Origin of the sequence: Pseudomonas sp. Irchel s3h9, assembly GCF_900187475.1 — a bacterium.
In the GTDB taxonomy this organism is placed as follows: domain Bacteria; phylum Pseudomonadota; class Gammaproteobacteria; order Pseudomonadales; family Pseudomonadaceae; genus Aquipseudomonas; species Aquipseudomonas neuropathica.
The window spans coordinates 107,675-122,938 of the sequence record NZ_FYDH01000013.1 but is presented as its reverse complement, the minus strand read 5'-3'; the positions used below and the strand labels follow the sequence as shown (position 1 = coordinate 122,938).

Here is a 15,264-nt window from a genome sequence, read left to right as displayed (position 1 = left end):
GCCTGATCCGCACGCTTCTGGCCCTGGCGACCCTGTTGATTGCAGTGGTCGCCGGCGTGACCATCGGTGAAACCTCGATTGCACCGGACGTGGTGTTGCAAGTGCTGGCGAACAAATTGTGGGGCGCCGGGCATGTCCTCGACCCGATCGATGAAGGCATCGTCTGGAACTACCGCCTGACCCGGGCATTGGTCGCGGCGGCATGCGGTGCCGGCTTAGCGACCTGCGGAGTGATTTTGCAGTCGCTGCTGCGCAATCCGTTGGCCGATCCGTATCTGCTGGGCATTTCTGCCGGCGCCTCGACCGGGGCCGTGATGGTCGCGCTGCTTGGCGTAGGTGCCGGGATCATCTCACTCTCGGTCGGTGCCTTCGCCGGCGCGGTCACGGCGTTCGTGCTGGTGATTGTGCTGGCGCGGGTCAGCGGCTCCGCCAGCGGTACCGGGCAGATCATTCTCGCGGGGATCGCCGGTTCGCAGCTGTTCAATGCGCTGACGGCGTTTCTGATCACCCGCTCGGCAAGCTCCGAGCAGGCACGCGGGATCATGTTCTGGCTGCTGGGCAATCTCGGCGGCGTGCGCTGGCCGTCGGTGTGGCTGGCGGTGCCAGTGGCCGTGTTGGGGTTGGTTGTGTGCCTGTGGCATCGGCGGGCGCTGGATGCGTTTACCTTTGGTGCGGATTCGGCGGCGTCGCTCGGCATTCCGGTGCGGCGTGTGCAGATTCTGCTGATCGGTTGTGCGGCGCTGGTGACGGCAGTGATGGTGTCGATTGTCGGTTCGATCGGTTTTGTCGGTCTGGTCATTCCTCATGCCGCGCGTCTGTTGCTGGGCACCGGTCATGCGCGGTTGCTGCCGGCCAGTGCGTTGGGTGGCGCGGTGTTTCTGATAGCCGCCGATGTGCTGTCGCGCACCCTGATCAAGGGCCAGGTGATTCCGGTCGGAGTGATTACCGCGCTGGTCGGCGCGCCGGTGTTCGCCTTGATTCTGGTCGGCCGCAGGTCGGCGCGATGAACAGTGTTTTGAGTTGTTCCGGCCTGAGCTTCAGGGTGCGCGGCGCCGAGTTGCTCAACGGTGTCAGCCTTGAGGTTCAGCGTGGCGAAACCCTGGGCATTGTCGGGCCGAATGGCGCGGGCAAATCCACTCTGTTGAAGTTACTGGCCGGGCTGCGTGAACCGAGCGCTGGCGAGGTGCTGCTCGATGGTCAACGCCTGGGCAAAATGGCCCGACGCAGCATTGCGCAAAAACTCGCGGTGGTTGAACAACAAGCCGACACAGATGACGGTATTCGCGTGTTCGACGCTGTCGCGCTGGGGCGCACGCCCTGGCTGTCGGCGCTGCAACCGTGGTCGGCGGCCGACGACGCCATTGTTCAGCAGGCGCTGACCGACGTCGACGCGATGCACCTGCGCACCCGTCTCTGGCGCAGCTTGTCCGGTGGTGAGCGACAACGGGTACACATCGCTCGGGCCCTGGCGCAGCGACCGCAAATCCTGTTGCTGGACGAACCGGCCAACCACCTTGACATCCAACATCAGCTGACCATTCTCAACGTGGTGCAGGCGTTGCCGGTGACCACGTTGATTGCGCTGCATGATCTTAATCAGGCGTTGAAATGTGATCGTCTGGCGGTGCTGGAACGCGGGCGGCTGGTGGCGTTGGGCAAGCCGCTGGAGGTGCTGACACCGCAGCGCTTACAGGAGACGTTCGGGGTCAGGGCGCATTACCTGACGGACCCGTTCGATGGGGCGCAGATTCTCAGATTTCACTCATGACGTTGTGCATGTGGGTTGTTTGCCAGACCGGGTCAGCGTCGACGTCGATAATCTTGAAGCCCTGCCGTTGCCAGAACGCGATGGCCCCCGGTAAAAACGGATGGGTGTGCAGGTAGATCAACTCGACGCCGTCAGCGAGTGCCAGATCCTTGAGTGATCGATACAGTGCGCCGGCCAGCCCGGATCGCCGCTGTGAAGGCACGACGAACAGGCGCACGATTTCCACCACATTGCGGTCGGGATAATCCAGGTTCGGGAATCGCCGGTCGTAAGGAAGATAGCCGATCGAGGCCACGATCTGCCCTTCGTGGCGAGCAATCAGAAAGCGCCCTGCCCCACGCAGATAAACCTCGGCAAAACGCGCCAGATCGTCGGGCATGCCCGTTGCGCTGAGCTTGGGGAAAAGCTCGGCACGGGCCTTTAGAACAAAATCCAGCACCTCGGGAATGTCTGCGTCAGACACGGTTTGGATAACGGGTTGATCACTCATGTAGCGGCAAACACCTGAACTGCGGCTGGCCACAGTAGCAACAACAGGCCCCGCGAGGCCATTCAGAATCTCATGACTTGCCCAAAACCTTGTGGGAGCGAGCCTGCTCGCGAAGGCGGCAGATCATTCAACAATGATGTTGACTGACAGGACGCTTTCGCGAGCAGGCTCGCTCCCACAGGTGTTTTATTTCATGCAACCCGAGCGTTACGCCAGCTCTTTACGCAGCTGCCGGGCGGCGGTAACCATGTGCACCAGCGCCGCCTCCGTCTCCGGCCAGCCACGGGTTTTCAAACCGCAATCCGGGTTGACCCACAGCCGCTCGGCCGGAATCCGCTTGGCAGCCTTGCGCAGCAAATTAGCCATTTCCGAAGCATCCGGGATGCGTGGCGAGTGGATGTCGTAGACACCCGGGCCGATTTCGTTCGGATAAGCGAAGGCTTCGAAGGCGTCCAGCAATTCCATGTCCGAGCGCGAGGTTTCGATGGTGATCACGTCGGCATCCATCGCCGCGATGGACTCGATCACATCGTTGAATTCGCTGTAGCACATGTGCGTGTGGATCTGCGTTTCGTCGCGCACACCGGAGGCGCACAAACGGAACACTTCCGTCGCCCAGTCCAGATAAGGCTGCCACTGCGCCTGACGCAACGGCAGACCTTCACGGAACGCCGCTTCGTCGATCTGCACGATCTTGATGCCGGCGGCTTCCAGATCGACCACTTCATCGCGGATCGCCAGCGCCAGTTGCCGGGCCTGCACTTCACGGCTGACGTCTTCACGCGGGAACGACCACATCAGCATGGTCACCGGGCCGGTCAGCATGCCTTTCATGACCTTGTCGGTCAGACCTTGGGCGTAGCGGATCCACTCGACCGTCATGGCTTTCGGGCGGCTGAGGTCGCCGAAGATCACCGCCGGTTTCACGCAACGCGAACCGTAGCTCTGCACCCAGCCGAAACGGGTGAACACGTAGCCATCCAGTTGCTCGGCGAAGTACTCGACCATGTCGTTACGCTCGGCCTCACCGTGTACCAGTACATCGAGGCCCAGACGCTCCTGGATTTCCACTGCGTGGCGGATCTCGCTGTACATGGCTTCAGTGTATTCAGCTTCGGTCAGCTTGCCCTGTTTGAACGACTGGCGAACGAGGCGGATCGACGCGGTTTGCGGGAACGAACCGATCGTCGTGGTCGGGAACAGTGGTAGATCAAGACCCGCGCGCTGTTTGGCGATGCGCTGGGCAAACAGCGACTGACGCTGGCTGTCCTTGGCCGTGATCGCCGCAACCCGCGCCTGAACCGCAGGTTTGTGAATGCGCGGCGAAGCAGCGCGAGCGGCCTGCACCGACCGGCTTTCAGTCAATGCTCGCAGCACTTTCGGCGCTTCCGGCTGATTGACGGCATGCGTCAGAACAGCCACTTCTTCACACTTCTGAACGGCAAAGGCCAGCCAGCTTTTCAGCTCGGCATCGAGTTTGTCTTCACGGCCCAGATCCACCGGGCTGTGCAGCAGCGAACAGGACGGCGCGACCCACAGACGCTCACCCAGACGCTCATGAGCATGGCGCAACGTCGCCAAGGCATTTTCCAGATCGCAGCGCCAGACATTCCGCCCGTTGACCACGCCCAGGGACAACACTTTGTAGGCCGGCAGACGATCGAGAATGGTCGGGTACTGCTCCGGTGCGCGCACCAGATCAATGTGCAGACCATCGACCGGCAGGTTCGCCGCCAGACCAAGATTTTCTTCCAGACCACCAAAGTAAGTAGCGAGCAGTTTCTTCAGTGGATCACGCTGAATCTGGTTGTAGGCACGCTCGAACGCGTTCTTCCATTCCTGCGGCAGATCAAGCACCAGAATCGGCTCGTCGATCTGCACCCATTCCACGCCTTGAGCGGCGAGGCGCGCGAAGATCTGGCCGTACAGCGGCAGCAAACGATCGAGCAATTCCAGCTTGTCGAATTCCGCGCCCTTGGCCTTGCCCAGCCACAGATACGTCAGTGGGCCGATAATCACTGGTTTGACGTTGTGGCCCAGCGCACGGGCTTCTTCGACTTCTTCGAACAACTGCTCCCAGCCCAACTGGAACTGTTGATCCGCACTGAATTCCGGGACCAGATAGTGGTAGTTGGTGTCGAACCACTTGGTCATTTCCTGGGCGTGCGCACCGCCACAGCAACTGTCGCTGACGCCACGGGCCATGCCAAACAGGGTTTGCAGAGTGGCTTTGCCGTCGTGTGGACGGAAACGCTCAGGGATCACGCCAAACATCAGCGAGTGCGTCAGGACCTGGTCGTACCAGGCGAAATCGCCGACCGGCAGCAATTCCATACCGGCGTTTTTCTGCAAGTCCCAGTGGGCCTTGCGCAGCTCACGGCCAACATCTCGCAGGCCGGCCTCGTTCAGTTCTCCTTTCCAGAACGCCTCTTGCGCTTTCTTCAGTTCGCGGTCGCGACCGATGCGCGGAAATCCAAGGGAATGGGCCAGTGCCATAACAAACAACTCCAATGTCCTGTTGATGGCGGCCATTGTCGGCATCGGTCGCTAGTGAGACAAACTCATTTTAATCGTGATCAACACGAGTTTCTCTCATGATCAAAATATTGCTGCTTGTCACTTGTAAACACTCCGGAGCCGAGAGCGTACGTGAAGGCTGAACGGTTTTTTGCGGCAGGGAATTTCTCGCCAATTCAAGCTGTTCGTCGCCATGAAGACGCCCTTTGAAAACTCAATGACGCCTCTGTGTAAACGCACTCGAACCCGCCCCGGCAGGTCTCTGATTTCGATCTATCGTTAGATCGAAATGGCAGCATTTGCGGCCGACTAAAGGTTGCGACAGAGGATGTCTGAGCCTATGTTGCACGCGAGTCTTTTCCCCGCGATTGGAACGCGATCAACACCATTAAGAGGTGAAGAAATGTCAAAGGAATCACGCCCTGCCGTACTTGGGCTGATAGGCAACACTCCGCTGGTTCAAGTCACTCGTTTCGATACTGGCCCGTGCACACTGTTTCTCAAGCTCGAATCGCAGAACCCCGGTGGTTCGATCAAGGACCGTATCGGTCTGGCCATGATCGACGCTGCCGAGCGTGATGGTCGTCTGCAACCCGGCGGCACCATCGTCGAAGCCACCGCCGGCAACACCGGCCTGGGCCTGGCACTGGTTGGCCGCGCCAAAGGTTATCGCGTGGTGCTGGTGGTGCCGGACAAAATGTCCACCGAGAAAGTCCTGCACTTGAAGGCCATGGGCGCCGAAGTGCACATCACCCGCTCCGACGTCGGCAAGGGTCATCCCGAGTATTACCAGGATGTCGCCGCACGTTTGGCGAAAGATATTCCCGGCGCATTTTTCGCCGACCAGTTCAACAACCCGGCCAACCCGCTGGCCCACGAATGCAGCACCGCGCCGGAGATCTGGGCGCAGACCGAACATGACCTGGACGCGATCGTCGTCGGTGTCGGTTCGGCCGGTACGCTGACGGGCCTGAGCCGCTTCTTCAAACGCGTGCAGCCGGATCTGGAAATGGTCCTAGCCGACCCGGTCGGTTCGGTGATGGCGCAATACAGCCGCGACGGCTCTCTGCCCAAGCCCGGTTCATGGGCGGTGGAAGGCATCGGCGAGGACTTCATTCCGTCGATCACCGACCTCTCCAGCGTGCGCCACGCCTATTCGATCAGCGATGAAGAAAGCTTCGCTCACGCCCGCCAGTTGCTCAAGGCCGAAGGCATTCTCGGCGGCTCGTCGACCGGCACTCTGCTCGCTGCGGCGCTGCGTTACTGCCGCGAACAGACCGAGCCGAAACGTGTGGTCAGCTTCGTTTGCGACACCGGCACGCGCTACCTGTCGAAGGTTTACAACGACCAGTGGATGACCGATCAGGGCCTGTTGCAGCGCAAGGGCTACGGCGATTTGCGCGACCTGATCGCCCGGCGTTTCGAGGACGGCCGCGTGATCAGTGTCGGCCCCGACGACACTCTGCTGACCGCGTTCCAGCGCATGCGCCTGGCGGATGTCTCACAATTGCCAGTGCTGGTGGAAGGCAAGCAACTGGTCGGCGTGATCGACGAATCGGACATCCTGCTGGCGGTGCACGAAGACGCCGCCCGCTTCAGCCAATCGGTGTCCAGCGTGATGACCGACAAACTGCAGACCCTCGCCCCTGGCGCCAGCCTTGCTGAACTGGAAGCGGTGCTCAGCCGTGGCCTCGTCGCGATCATTGCCGATGCATCGGGCTTCCATGGCCTGATTACCCGCACCGACATGCTCAACCAATTACGGAGATCCCTCGCATGAGTCAGCACGACGATAAATCCCAAGGCTTCGCGACCCGGGTGATCCACGCCGGGCAGGAACCGGACCCGACCACCGGCGCGCTGATGCCGCCGATCTACGCCAACTCCACCTATCTGCAAGACAGCCCCGGCGTGCACAAGGGTTTCGATTACGGGCGCTCGCACAACCCGACGCGTTTTGCCCTGGAGCGTTGCGTGGCGGACCTGGAAGGCGGCACCCAGGCATTCGCGTTCGCCTCCGGGCTGGCAACGATTTCCACGGTGCTCGAACTGATCGATGCCGGTTCGCACGTCATCTCCGGCAATGACTTGTACGGCGGCACGTTCCGCCTGTTCGACAAGGTCCGTCAGCGCAGTGCCGGACACCGTTTCAGCTACGTCGATCTGACTGACCTGGCGGCGTTCGAAGCGGCGCTGCAGGACGACACCCGCCTAGTGATTGTCGAGTCACCGACCAACCCGCTGCTGAGCCTGTCGGACCTCGCCGCTATCGCCCGTATCTGCCGCGCTCGCGGGATCATCAGCGTGGCCGACAACACCTTTGCCAGCCCGTATATCCAGCGGCCGCTGGAGCTGGGTTTCGACATCGTGCTGCACTCGACCACCAAGTACCTGAACGGTCACTCCGATGTAATCGGCGGCATCGCCGTGGTCGGCCAGAACCAAGAACTGGCCGAGAAGCTGGGCTTCTTGCAGAACGCGGTCGGTGCGATTGCCGGGCCGTTCGATGCATTTCTCACCCTGCGCGGGGTGAAGACTTTGGCGCTGCGCATGGAACGTCATTGCAGCAATGCACTGGATCTGGCGCAGTGGCTGGAGCAGCAGCCGCAGGTCAAACGTGTCTACTATCCAGGGCTGCCGTCGCATCCACAGCATGAGTTAGCCAAGCGACAGATGCGTGGTTTTGGCGGGATGATTTCTGTTGATCTGAACAGCGATCTGGCAGGTGCGCGGCGGTTTTTGGAGAACGTGAAGATCTTTGCGTTGGCGGAAAGTCTGGGCGGTGTGGAGAGCCTGATCGAGCATCCGGCGATCATGACTCACGCGACCATTCCGGCTGATACCCGGGCGAAACTGGGGATTGGCGATGGCCTGGTGCGTCTGTCGGTGGGCGTCGAAGACGTCGAAGACCTGCGTGCCGATCTGGCGCAGGCGCTGCAATCGATCTGACCTTGCAGGAACGACAAAGCCCGCACGAAGCGGGCTTTGGTGTTCGAGTAGGCGGCCAGTGCTGGTCTCTGGCTTACAAGGTTTATCGGGCTTCCCACAGTACCGGGTCAAATTGAAAGTTAGTGCCTCGGCTGCTTCACACGGCATAAGGGCTGGATCTCAGCGCGGAGATCTTTCTAACCGTGTACCTTTCGGAGCGCGCCCCACGCCCCCTTGCTATCCGATTGCGCATCAGTCTGCGTCTTCGCCTACATCTTTGAGCCTAGCAAAAGTGCCAAATTGCACAGGCATTTTTTTAGATTGATTGGCTGCCAACAGAACCTGCATAGAAGCCAACGGACTATCAGCCTGGCGCACACTTTTCCATTCCCGTGGCCCCAAGTCTGCTCGTAGCAATGGCACTTTGCCTTGCTACAGGGCGGAATCGCACGCCCGGATAATATGATCCGGCTGGTCGGCAATCCTCAGATCCAACTCGACCTTCGAGCTCTAATCTCTTTTACTTATGCAATGAAAAAATGGAGTGTTAATGCCAGCCTGGATAGCAATCGCTATAAGTTGCGTCGTCATCATTTGTGCATTCATGTTTCTTGCGTGGGTCCTGGCATCTGCACTTGAAGAATATTTCAAATCAAAATGGGAAAAGGATTTTGACGAAGACCTGGCCCTGGCCATCAAGATCAGTCAGCCCTCATGGCCGCAAATCCTGCAGATTGCCGCTTCTCGCCAAGTCAGAAACGAGCGTATTTACTGGATTCTCCAACGACTGCTCAGGGAGATACTGACGGGCCGAAACACCGAGCTGGCAGCCCATCGGGATCTGGTGGAGAGCTATATCCAGCAGATGAAAGAGACGGAACCTTTTGAAGGCATGCCCAAGGAAATCAGAATCCACCTCGAGCGTCTGCGAGAGCAGTTGACGACTCCGGCGCAGTCCATGGAGCCGTTAGCCAACCAGATACGTGAACTGCTCTCCGTAAACGACAAAGAGAAGAGACAGCAAAAGTACTACACCACCGGCGGGTTCTTCGTCGGTATTCTCGGCCTCGCTTTTGCCGTGTATCCATTGGTGTCTCTAAACTCACCCTCGCCGACTGCAGCAACAAGTACCCAGCCGATATCATCCGCTCCCCCGGCAAGCAGCACTCAGCAGAACATTCTGCCGGCGCAGTAGCGAACGACAGGCTATGTCGCCGATAGCAACAGATGTTCCAGAGCGGCATAGCCTTCAGCATCGTTTATCAGAAGATTTATCAGTTCGTCAGGAGCGAGATTGAAAGCTTCGGTCTTGTAGGTCATGGCAAATACACTTCTGGCCAGAACAGCACCAGCCGACGCAAGCATTGCCTGGTCATCCAAAGTCTCTCGATCCGAAAAAAAAGCCGACATGGTCGCTGTTCCCAGCGCACGCATTCCACGTGACGGACTGAAGTAATCCCAATGCCAGCGTCCCTGCGAAGGGCAGTACGTGGGGTTATCGTCACCCAGCATGAACCCCCACTCGTCGCTGTCCCACATCCACTGTGCAGGGAGCAGCAAACGCGGTTCCCGCCCGACTTGATATATCCGCACTTCATGAGTGCGTGCATTCCCCCACAACTCCATATTCTGTTGGCTGAAATATGCAATGGCCTGCTGGCGCAGGTCATGCGCCTTGAGCCTTCCGGCCATATAGGTGTTGACTTGTGCCTGCGTCGCGCCGTCAGCTACAGCGAGCAGTACGCTGCTCAAATTGAGGCCGTGCTCATGCAACGGTTGAACATTCAGATAGGCCCTGCCCGCCAGCGGCTCGGGCAAGTCCGCCGCGCTGCCAGCGTCGAAAATCAGCGGGATTATCCTGACGCCGTCGCAGTCAGCGATACGGGTCAGCATTTGCAGTTCCCGATGCAGGCCAGAATTGATCCGTTGCGCCGCGACCAGATAGTCGCGGTCACAAATACAGAACACGCTGATAGGCCGTTGATCCAGCGCATAGGCAATGGTTTTGTCGATCGATTCACCGAAACCGATGCTGTCCCGGTCCCAGAAGACGCGATATTTCCAGCCCAGAGGCTTGATGATGCGCTGGCGTAACCACTCCTTGTGTTCCAGCGGCCCACCCCAAGCATAAGAAATAAAAATCGCGCCTTTCTTTTCCTCTTCCTGCATTCGACCCGAACCCTTCAATATAAGCGGCCCTGGCAGGCACGACTTTCCGACCAGGATAATGGCCGATCAACGGTCTGCAAGCTACTTTCATTCAAGGCATCACGCGCGGCGCATGAATGATTTCGCCGTCTGCTGCGATGGCTGGCGTCCTTGTCAGCCAGTGAAAAAAGGGTCATGGATCGACCTGCGCCATCAACTCCGGCACCGACTCCGGGCGTTTCGCATAACGCTGAGCCAGCACCGCACACACCATCAATTGAATCTGATGGAACAACATCAACGGCAAAATCAACACACCAATCGTGCTGCCGGCAAACAACACCTGCGCCATCGGCACGCCGGTGGCCAGACTCTTTTTCGAGCCGCAGAACAGAATGGTGATGCGGTCTTCCTGGCTGAAGCCGAACGCCTTGCCCAACAGCGTCGACGCCAACAGCACCAGCGCCAGCAGAATGCAGCAGACCACCACCAGCCCCAGCAACTCGACCAGCGGAATCTGATGCCAGATACCTTCGTTGACCGCCTCGCTGAACGCGCCGTAAACCACCAACAGAATCGAGCCCTGATCGACGAACTTCAGCCAGTTCTTGTTGCGCCCGACCCACGCGCCGATCCAGCGACGAGCGATCTGCCCGGCAATGAATGGCAGGAGCAATTGCACGCTGATTTTCAGGATCGCATCCAGCGTCGAACCGCCATCACCGTGGACGTCGAGCAATAGCGTCACCAACAGCGGCGTGAGGAAAATCCCGAACAGGCTCGATGCCGCCGCACTGCAAATCGCCGCTGGAATATTGCCCCGGGCCAGCGAAGTGAAAGCAATCGCCGACTGCACCGTGGCCGGCAGTGCGCACAGGTAAAGCATGCCCATGTACAGCTTGTCGCCGATCAGCGGTGACAGCAGTGGTTTGAGCGCCAGGCCCAGTAACGGGAACAGGACAAACGTCAGGCCGAACACCAGCAAATGCAGGCGCCAGTGACCGGCACCGGCGATGATCGATTCGCGGGACAGTTTGGCGCCATGCAGGAAAAACAGCAGCGCGATGGCGATGTTAGTCAGCCAGCCGAAGCCGACGGCGACCTGGCCGCTGGCCGGCAGGAAACTGGCCAGCAACACGACGCCAATCAGCGTCAGGGTGAAGTTATCGGGCAAAAAACGTGGGCGAGTCATGGTCGGTTCATCCGGGGGTTGCCAGGGCGTGCCGACGACTCTAACGTGGCTGCGGATTACCGACTAACGCCGAAGGGCCACGAGATGCCGCCTAAAGGACATGACAAAAGCGTGCGTCGCAGCATTCCCGGGCTGCCCAGCCTGCCGCGTCCACTCTACGGGCGCACCGAATCGCTGCCCAATCGCGCCCTGACTCGGCGCCACAGCCACCCGTGGGTGCAGTTGTCCTATGCGATTCAGGGTGTGCTGGAAATCCAGACCAGCGTCGGCCGCTTCGTCGCCCCGCCGGAGCGCGCGGTGTGGATCCCGGCGGGCGTGCCGCATCGGGTGTTCAGCTCGCCGCACACGGAAATGCGCAGCCTGTACATCGACTGCAGCGTTGCCGGATGGGCGCTCAAGCGTTGTCACGTGCTCGGCGTCAGCGATCTGCTCAGGGAACTGATCCGCGCGTTCAGTCAGGTTCCGGTGGAATACGACCAGAGCGGCCCGCATGGACGCCTCGCCCAAGTGATCCTCGATCAACTGGCCGAAGCGCCGCAGATCGACCTGATGTTGCCGTTGCCGCAAGACGCCCGCTTAAAGCAGATCTACCAGAGCCTGGAACACCATCCGGAACAGCAAACCACGCTGAGCCACTGGAGCGAGAAGTTCGGCGTCACCGAGAAGACCCTCACCCGTCTGTTTCTGCGCGACACCGGCCTGACCTTCCGCGCCTGGCGCCAGCGCTTGCGCCTGCTTGGTGCACTGACGCCGTTGGAGAAAGGTGAACGCGTTACCGATGTTGCGCTGGCCTGTGGTTACGACTCGACGTCGGCGTTTATCGCGGCGTTTCGACAGCAGTTTGGTGAAACGCCGGGTGAGTTTTTTCGCTGATCAGCGATCCGCCAGTGCTTCCAGCAAGTCCGCTGACGGCACGAAATACAGGCTGCCAGTGACGGCGGTGCTGAAATCCAGCAACTTGTCGTAGTTACCCGGTGGCTTGCCGACGAACATGTTTTCCAGCATCTGCTCGATCGGCTCGGGCGAGCGCGCGTAACCGATGAAGAAGGTGCCGAACTCCCCTGCCCCCGGCCGGCCGAACGGCATGTTGTCACGGAGAATTTTCACTTCCTCCCCGGCCGCGTTGGTAATGGTGGTCAGCGCGCTGTGCGAGTTGCTCGGTTTGGCCGCGTCGTCCAGTTCGATATCGGAGAGCTTGGTGCGACCGATAACGCGCTCCTGTGCTTCAACGCTCAGGCCGTTCCACGCGGCCATGTTGTGCAGGTATTTCTGCACCAGCACGTAGCTGCCGCCGCTGAAGTCGGGGTCTTCGTCACCGACGATGGTGAAGTTGACCGCTTTGCGCCCGACCGGGTTTTCCGTGCCGTCGACAAAACCGATGATGCTGCGCATGTCGAAATAGCGAAAACCTTGCACTTCGTCGACCACCGTCACCGCATCGCCGAGAACCGCCATGATCTGCGTGGCCAGTTCAAAACACAGATCCATTTGATCGGCGCGAATGTGCAGCAGCAGATCGCCCGGGGTTGCCGGCGCGTGCCGCCCTTCCTCGCCAAACTCGCGAAAATCGTGCAGCGACGCCGGGCGCGGATGGCCAAACAGGCGATCCCAAGCGTTCGAGGAAAAACCGCAGATACAGGTCAGGTTGCCGGTCGGGACGCGCTTGCCAACCGAGCGCACCAGCCCGGCGACATCGCCGCACCAGTCTTTGACGGTTTGCGCTGCTTCAGGCCCGGCATTCAGCGTCGCGACGATGAATATTGCGCTGCTGGTGATCGGACTGCACACCGCTTGAGGTTCGAGAATGTCGGTATTCATCGCTGAAAACATTGCTCCGTAAAAAATGCCCGAGCTGATAACGAGGGCAGATAGTTCGTTTTTATCGAACTGTTGCGTAGAAATAAACGATTTTTCTTTGCCGCAAACTCGTCGCTAGCATGGCCTCGTCTGACCCCAATCCAAGAATAGACAGGGAGCGTGACATGCCACCAACCAACATTAATATCGGCGAACCGTGGATGTGGGGCGCCTTCATCGTCTTCGTGCTTGCCATGCTGGCATTGGACCTGTTTGTCTTCGGTGGGCGCAAGGCGCATCGGGTGTCGGTTCGCGAAGCCTTGTCCTGGGTCATCGCCTGGTGCCTGCTGGCACTGAGTTTCGCGGCGCTGCTCTGGTGGTATTTGCACGGTGCGTTCGGCACCGAGATCGCCCGGCAGAAAACCCTCGAATTCCTCACCGGTTATCTGATCGAGCAATCGCTGTCGATCGACAACATGTTCATCTTCGTGATGATCTTCAGCTACTTCGCCGTGCCGCCGGAGCTTCAGCGACGAGTGCTGCTGTACGGCGTGCTTGGCGCGATCGTGATGCGCGCGGTGATGATTTTCGCCGGCGTGTGGCTGGTGTCGCAGTTCGAGTGGCTGCTGTACGCGTTCGGCGTGTTCCTGATCATCACCGGGATCAAGATGCTGGTGTTTGCCGACCACCAGCCAGACCTGGACAAGAATCCGTTGCTGCGCTGGGTGCGCGGGCATATGCGCATCACCAGCGGGTTTCATGGCGAACGGTTTTTCGTCCTGCAGAACGGCGTGCGCTGGGCCACGCCAATGTTTCTGGTGCTGGTGCTGATCGAGGCCAGTGACTTGATGTTTGCGGTCGACAGCATCCCGGCGATCTTCGCCGTGACCACTGACCCGTTCATTGTCTTCACTTCGAATATCTTCGCGATCATGGGCCTGCGTGCGCTGTATTTCCTGCTGGCGGACATGGCGGATCGCTTTCACTTGCTCAAGTATGGGCTGGCGATTGTGCTGGTGTTTATCGGCGGCAAGATGGTCTTGATGCCGTGGCTGCACATGCCGGTGGAATGGTCGCTGGCGGTGGTGGGTGGGGTGATCCTTGGCTCAGTCCTGCTCAGCTTGGTCATGACCAGAGATGCCGAACGCCGCACTGAATGAAACACCACAAGACCCTGTAGGAGTGAGCCTGCTCGCGATAGCGGTCTGCCAGTCAACACCGCGTTGTCCGACAGACCGCTATCGCGAGCAGGCTCACTCCTACAGGGGATCGGTGTTACTTATCGGACTTGATGCTGGTCCACACGCGGGTGCGCACGCGCTCAAGTTTCTGCGGCAACGGCTGCACGACGTAGAGGTTTTTCAGCGCTTCCGGGGTCGGTGTAAGGTTCGGGTTGTCAGTGATTTCCTTGTTGATCAGCGGCATCGAATCCTTGTTCGCATTCGGGTAGCCGAGGAAGTCGCTGATCGGTGCGATCACTTTCGGATCGAGCAGGTTGTTGAGGAACTCATGCGCTTCGGCGACGTTCTTCGCGCTCTTCGGAATGGCGAAGGTGTCGAACCAGATCGGCGCACCTTCCTTCGGCAAGCGCCAGTCGACCACCACACCGTTGCCCGCCTCTTTGGCGCGGTTGCCGAACTGATAGAAGCTGCCGGAGTAACCGATGGCCACGCAGATGTCGCCGTTGGCGATGTCGGTCATGTACTTGGCCGAGTTGAAGTAGGTCACGTACGGGCGAACCTTGAGCATCAGCTCCTTGGCTTTTTCATAGTCGGCGGGGTTCTGGCTGTTCGGGTCGAGGCCCAGGTAATGCAGGGCCAACGGCAGGATTTCCGTCGGCGAATCAAGCATCGCCACGCCGCAGGATTTGAGCTTTTCCATGTTCTCCGGTTTGAACACCAGATCCCAGCTGTCCACCGGCGCGTTGTCGCCCAGTGCCGCTTTGACTTTGGCCGGGTTGAAGCCGATCAGCACAGTGCCGACCATGTAAGGCACGCCGTACTGGTTGCCCGGATCGTTCTTGCCCAGCAGTTTCAACAGTTCTGGATCCTGGTGGCTCCAGTTCGGCAGCTTCGATTTATCCAGTTTCTGAAACACGCCAGCCTTGATCTGCGTTTCAAGGAACTGGTTCGACGGCACCACCAGATCGTAACCGGAGTTGCCGGTGAGCAGTTTGGCTTCCAGGGATTCATTGGTGTCGAAGGTGTCCCAGGTCACTTTGATGCCACTTTTTGCAGCGAAATCCTTGGGCACGGACGGCAGGATGTAGTCCGCCCAGTTGTACACGCGCAGTTCGCGTTGCTCAGCCTGGACAGCGCCGGCCAGCAGCGTCAGCCCACACACAGTGGCACCCAGAATGCGTTTCATCGTGACCATGGTTGTTCCCCAAAAGGCAGCGTGAGTTCGATGGTTTTTATGTTCTGT

Annotated in this window: 13 protein-coding genes; 7 read left to right on the top strand and 6 right to left on the bottom strand. The window is 59.5% G+C overall.

Translation table 11 applies throughout. From position 1 onward, the window contains the following. Positions 1-2 precede the first annotated feature (2 nt). Positions 3-1,007 (top strand): iron ABC transporter permease, encoded by a 1,005-nt coding sequence (locus CKW26_RS21430; protein ID WP_177409279.1) that lies wholly within the window; start codon positions 3-5, stop codon positions 1,005-1,007. Beyond that, positions 1,004-1,768 (top strand): ABC transporter ATP-binding protein, encoded by a 765-nt coding sequence (locus CKW26_RS21425; protein WP_095050078.1) that lies wholly within the window; start codon positions 1,004-1,006, stop codon positions 1,766-1,768. Before CKW26_RS21430 ends, CKW26_RS21425 begins: the two co-directional genes overlap by 4 nt. On the opposite strand, the gene CKW26_RS21420 is transcribed toward CKW26_RS21425, so the two are convergent. Both CKW26_RS21420 and metE read right to left on the bottom strand, forming a co-directional pair. Then, positions 1,752-2,258 (bottom strand): GNAT family N-acetyltransferase, encoded by a 507-nt coding sequence (locus tag CKW26_RS21420; protein WP_177409278.1) that lies wholly within the window; start codon positions 2,256-2,258, stop codon positions 1,752-1,754. The two genes, CKW26_RS21425 and CKW26_RS21420, sit on opposite strands and share 17 nt — an antisense overlap. A gap of 207 nt (positions 2,259-2,465) precedes the next feature. Next, the gene (gene metE / locus CKW26_RS21415) at positions 2,466-4,754 is read right to left on the bottom strand and encodes a 5-methyltetrahydropteroyltriglutamate--homocysteine S-methyltransferase (protein ID WP_095050076.1); all 2,289 of its coding nucleotides are present in this window, start codon (positions 4,752-4,754) and stop codon (positions 2,466-2,468) included. Positions 4,755-5,178: 424 nt separating this feature from the next. Between metE and CKW26_RS21410 the strand changes: the two genes are divergently transcribed. The 3 genes from CKW26_RS21410 to CKW26_RS21400 all read left to right on the top strand — a co-directional run bounded on the left by CKW26_RS21410 (position 5,179) and on the right by CKW26_RS21400 (position 8,898). Next, complete coding sequence (locus CKW26_RS21410) at positions 5,179-6,555, top strand: cystathionine beta-synthase (protein WP_093437711.1); 1,377 nt, start codon at positions 5,179-5,181, stop codon at positions 6,553-6,555. Beyond that, complete coding sequence (locus CKW26_RS21405; RefSeq protein ID WP_016987095.1) at positions 6,552-7,724, top strand: cystathionine gamma-synthase; 1,173 nt, start codon at positions 6,552-6,554, stop codon at positions 7,722-7,724. Before CKW26_RS21410 ends, CKW26_RS21405 begins: the two co-directional genes overlap by 4 nt. A 529-nt stretch (positions 7,725-8,253) precedes the next feature. After that, positions 8,254-8,898, top strand: coding sequence for a hypothetical protein (locus tag CKW26_RS21400; protein WP_095050075.1), 645 nt, complete (start codon positions 8,254-8,256; stop codon positions 8,896-8,898). A gap of 11 nt (positions 8,899-8,909) precedes the next feature. Here CKW26_RS21400 and CKW26_RS21395 read toward each other — a convergent pair whose 3' ends face one another. Then, positions 8,910-9,872, bottom strand: a complete 963-nt coding sequence (locus CKW26_RS21395) for a toll/interleukin-1 receptor domain-containing protein (protein ID WP_095050074.1) — start codon at positions 9,870-9,872, stop codon at positions 8,910-8,912. A gap of 172 nt (positions 9,873-10,044) precedes the next feature. Then, complete coding sequence (locus tag CKW26_RS21390; RefSeq protein ID WP_095050073.1) at positions 10,045-11,043, bottom strand: bile acid:sodium symporter family protein; 999 nt, start codon at positions 11,041-11,043, stop codon at positions 10,045-10,047. 84 nt (positions 11,044-11,127) lie between these two features. On the opposite strand from CKW26_RS21390, the gene CKW26_RS21385 reads away from it, so the two are divergent. Further along, positions 11,128-11,916 (top strand): helix-turn-helix domain-containing protein, encoded by a 789-nt coding sequence (locus CKW26_RS21385; protein ID WP_095050072.1) that lies wholly within the window; start codon positions 11,128-11,130, stop codon positions 11,914-11,916. Here CKW26_RS21385 and CKW26_RS21380 read toward each other — a convergent pair whose 3' ends face one another. Next, a complete protein-coding gene (locus CKW26_RS21380; RefSeq protein WP_095050071.1) occupies positions 11,917-12,861 on the bottom strand; it encodes a Dyp-type peroxidase in 945 nt (314 codons plus the stop codon). A gap of 164 nt (positions 12,862-13,025) precedes the next feature. Between CKW26_RS21380 and CKW26_RS21375 the strand changes: the two genes are divergently transcribed. Further along, entirely contained in the window at positions 13,026-14,000 is a 975-nt protein-coding gene (locus tag CKW26_RS21375) for a TerC family protein (RefSeq protein ID WP_095050070.1), read from the top strand. 115 nt (positions 14,001-14,115) lie between these two features. Here the strand turns inward: CKW26_RS21375 and CKW26_RS21370 are convergent, their stop codons facing one another. Next, positions 14,116-15,216: a polyamine ABC transporter substrate-binding protein gene (locus CKW26_RS21370; protein WP_095050069.1), complete on the bottom strand. Its 1,101-nt coding sequence runs from the start codon at positions 15,214-15,216 to the stop codon at positions 14,116-14,118. Between the last annotated feature and the right edge of the window lie 48 nt (positions 15,217-15,264).

Bases quoted from the DNA above. Each gene is read 5' to 3' on its own strand.
- CKW26_RS21395 (WP_095050074.1), bottom strand. From the start codon at position 9,872: ATGCAGGAAGAGGAAAAGAAAGGCGCGATTTTTATTTCTTATGCTTGG.
- CKW26_RS21380 (WP_095050071.1), bottom strand. From the start codon at position 12,861: ATGAATACCGACATTCTCGAACCTCAAGCGGTGTGCAGTCCGATCACC.
- CKW26_RS21410 (WP_093437711.1), top strand. From the start codon at position 5,179: ATGTCAAAGGAATCACGCCCTGCCGTACTTGGGCTGATAGGCAACACT.
- CKW26_RS21390 (WP_095050073.1), bottom strand. From the start codon at position 11,043: ATGACTCGCCCACGTTTTTTGCCCGATAACTTCACCCTGACGCTGATT.
- CKW26_RS21385 (WP_095050072.1), top strand. From the start codon at position 11,128: ATGCCGCCTAAAGGACATGACAAAAGCGTGCGTCGCAGCATTCCCGGG.
- CKW26_RS21375 (WP_095050070.1), top strand. From the start codon at position 13,026: ATGCCACCAACCAACATTAATATCGGCGAACCGTGGATGTGGGGCGCC.
- CKW26_RS21370 (WP_095050069.1), bottom strand. From the start codon at position 15,216: ATGGTCACGATGAAACGCATTCTGGGTGCCACTGTGTGTGGGCTGACG.
- CKW26_RS21420 (WP_177409278.1), bottom strand. From the start codon at position 2,258: ATGAGTGATCAACCCGTTATCCAAACCGTGTCTGACGCAGACATTCCC.
- CKW26_RS21400 (WP_095050075.1), top strand. From the start codon at position 8,254: ATGCCAGCCTGGATAGCAATCGCTATAAGTTGCGTCGTCATCATTTGT.
- metE (WP_095050076.1), bottom strand. From the start codon at position 4,754: ATGGCACTGGCCCATTCCCTTGGATTTCCGCGCATCGGTCGCGACCGC.
- CKW26_RS21405 (WP_016987095.1), top strand. From the start codon at position 6,552: ATGAGTCAGCACGACGATAAATCCCAAGGCTTCGCGACCCGGGTGATC.
- CKW26_RS21425 (WP_095050078.1), top strand. From the start codon at position 1,004: ATGAACAGTGTTTTGAGTTGTTCCGGCCTGAGCTTCAGGGTGCGCGGC.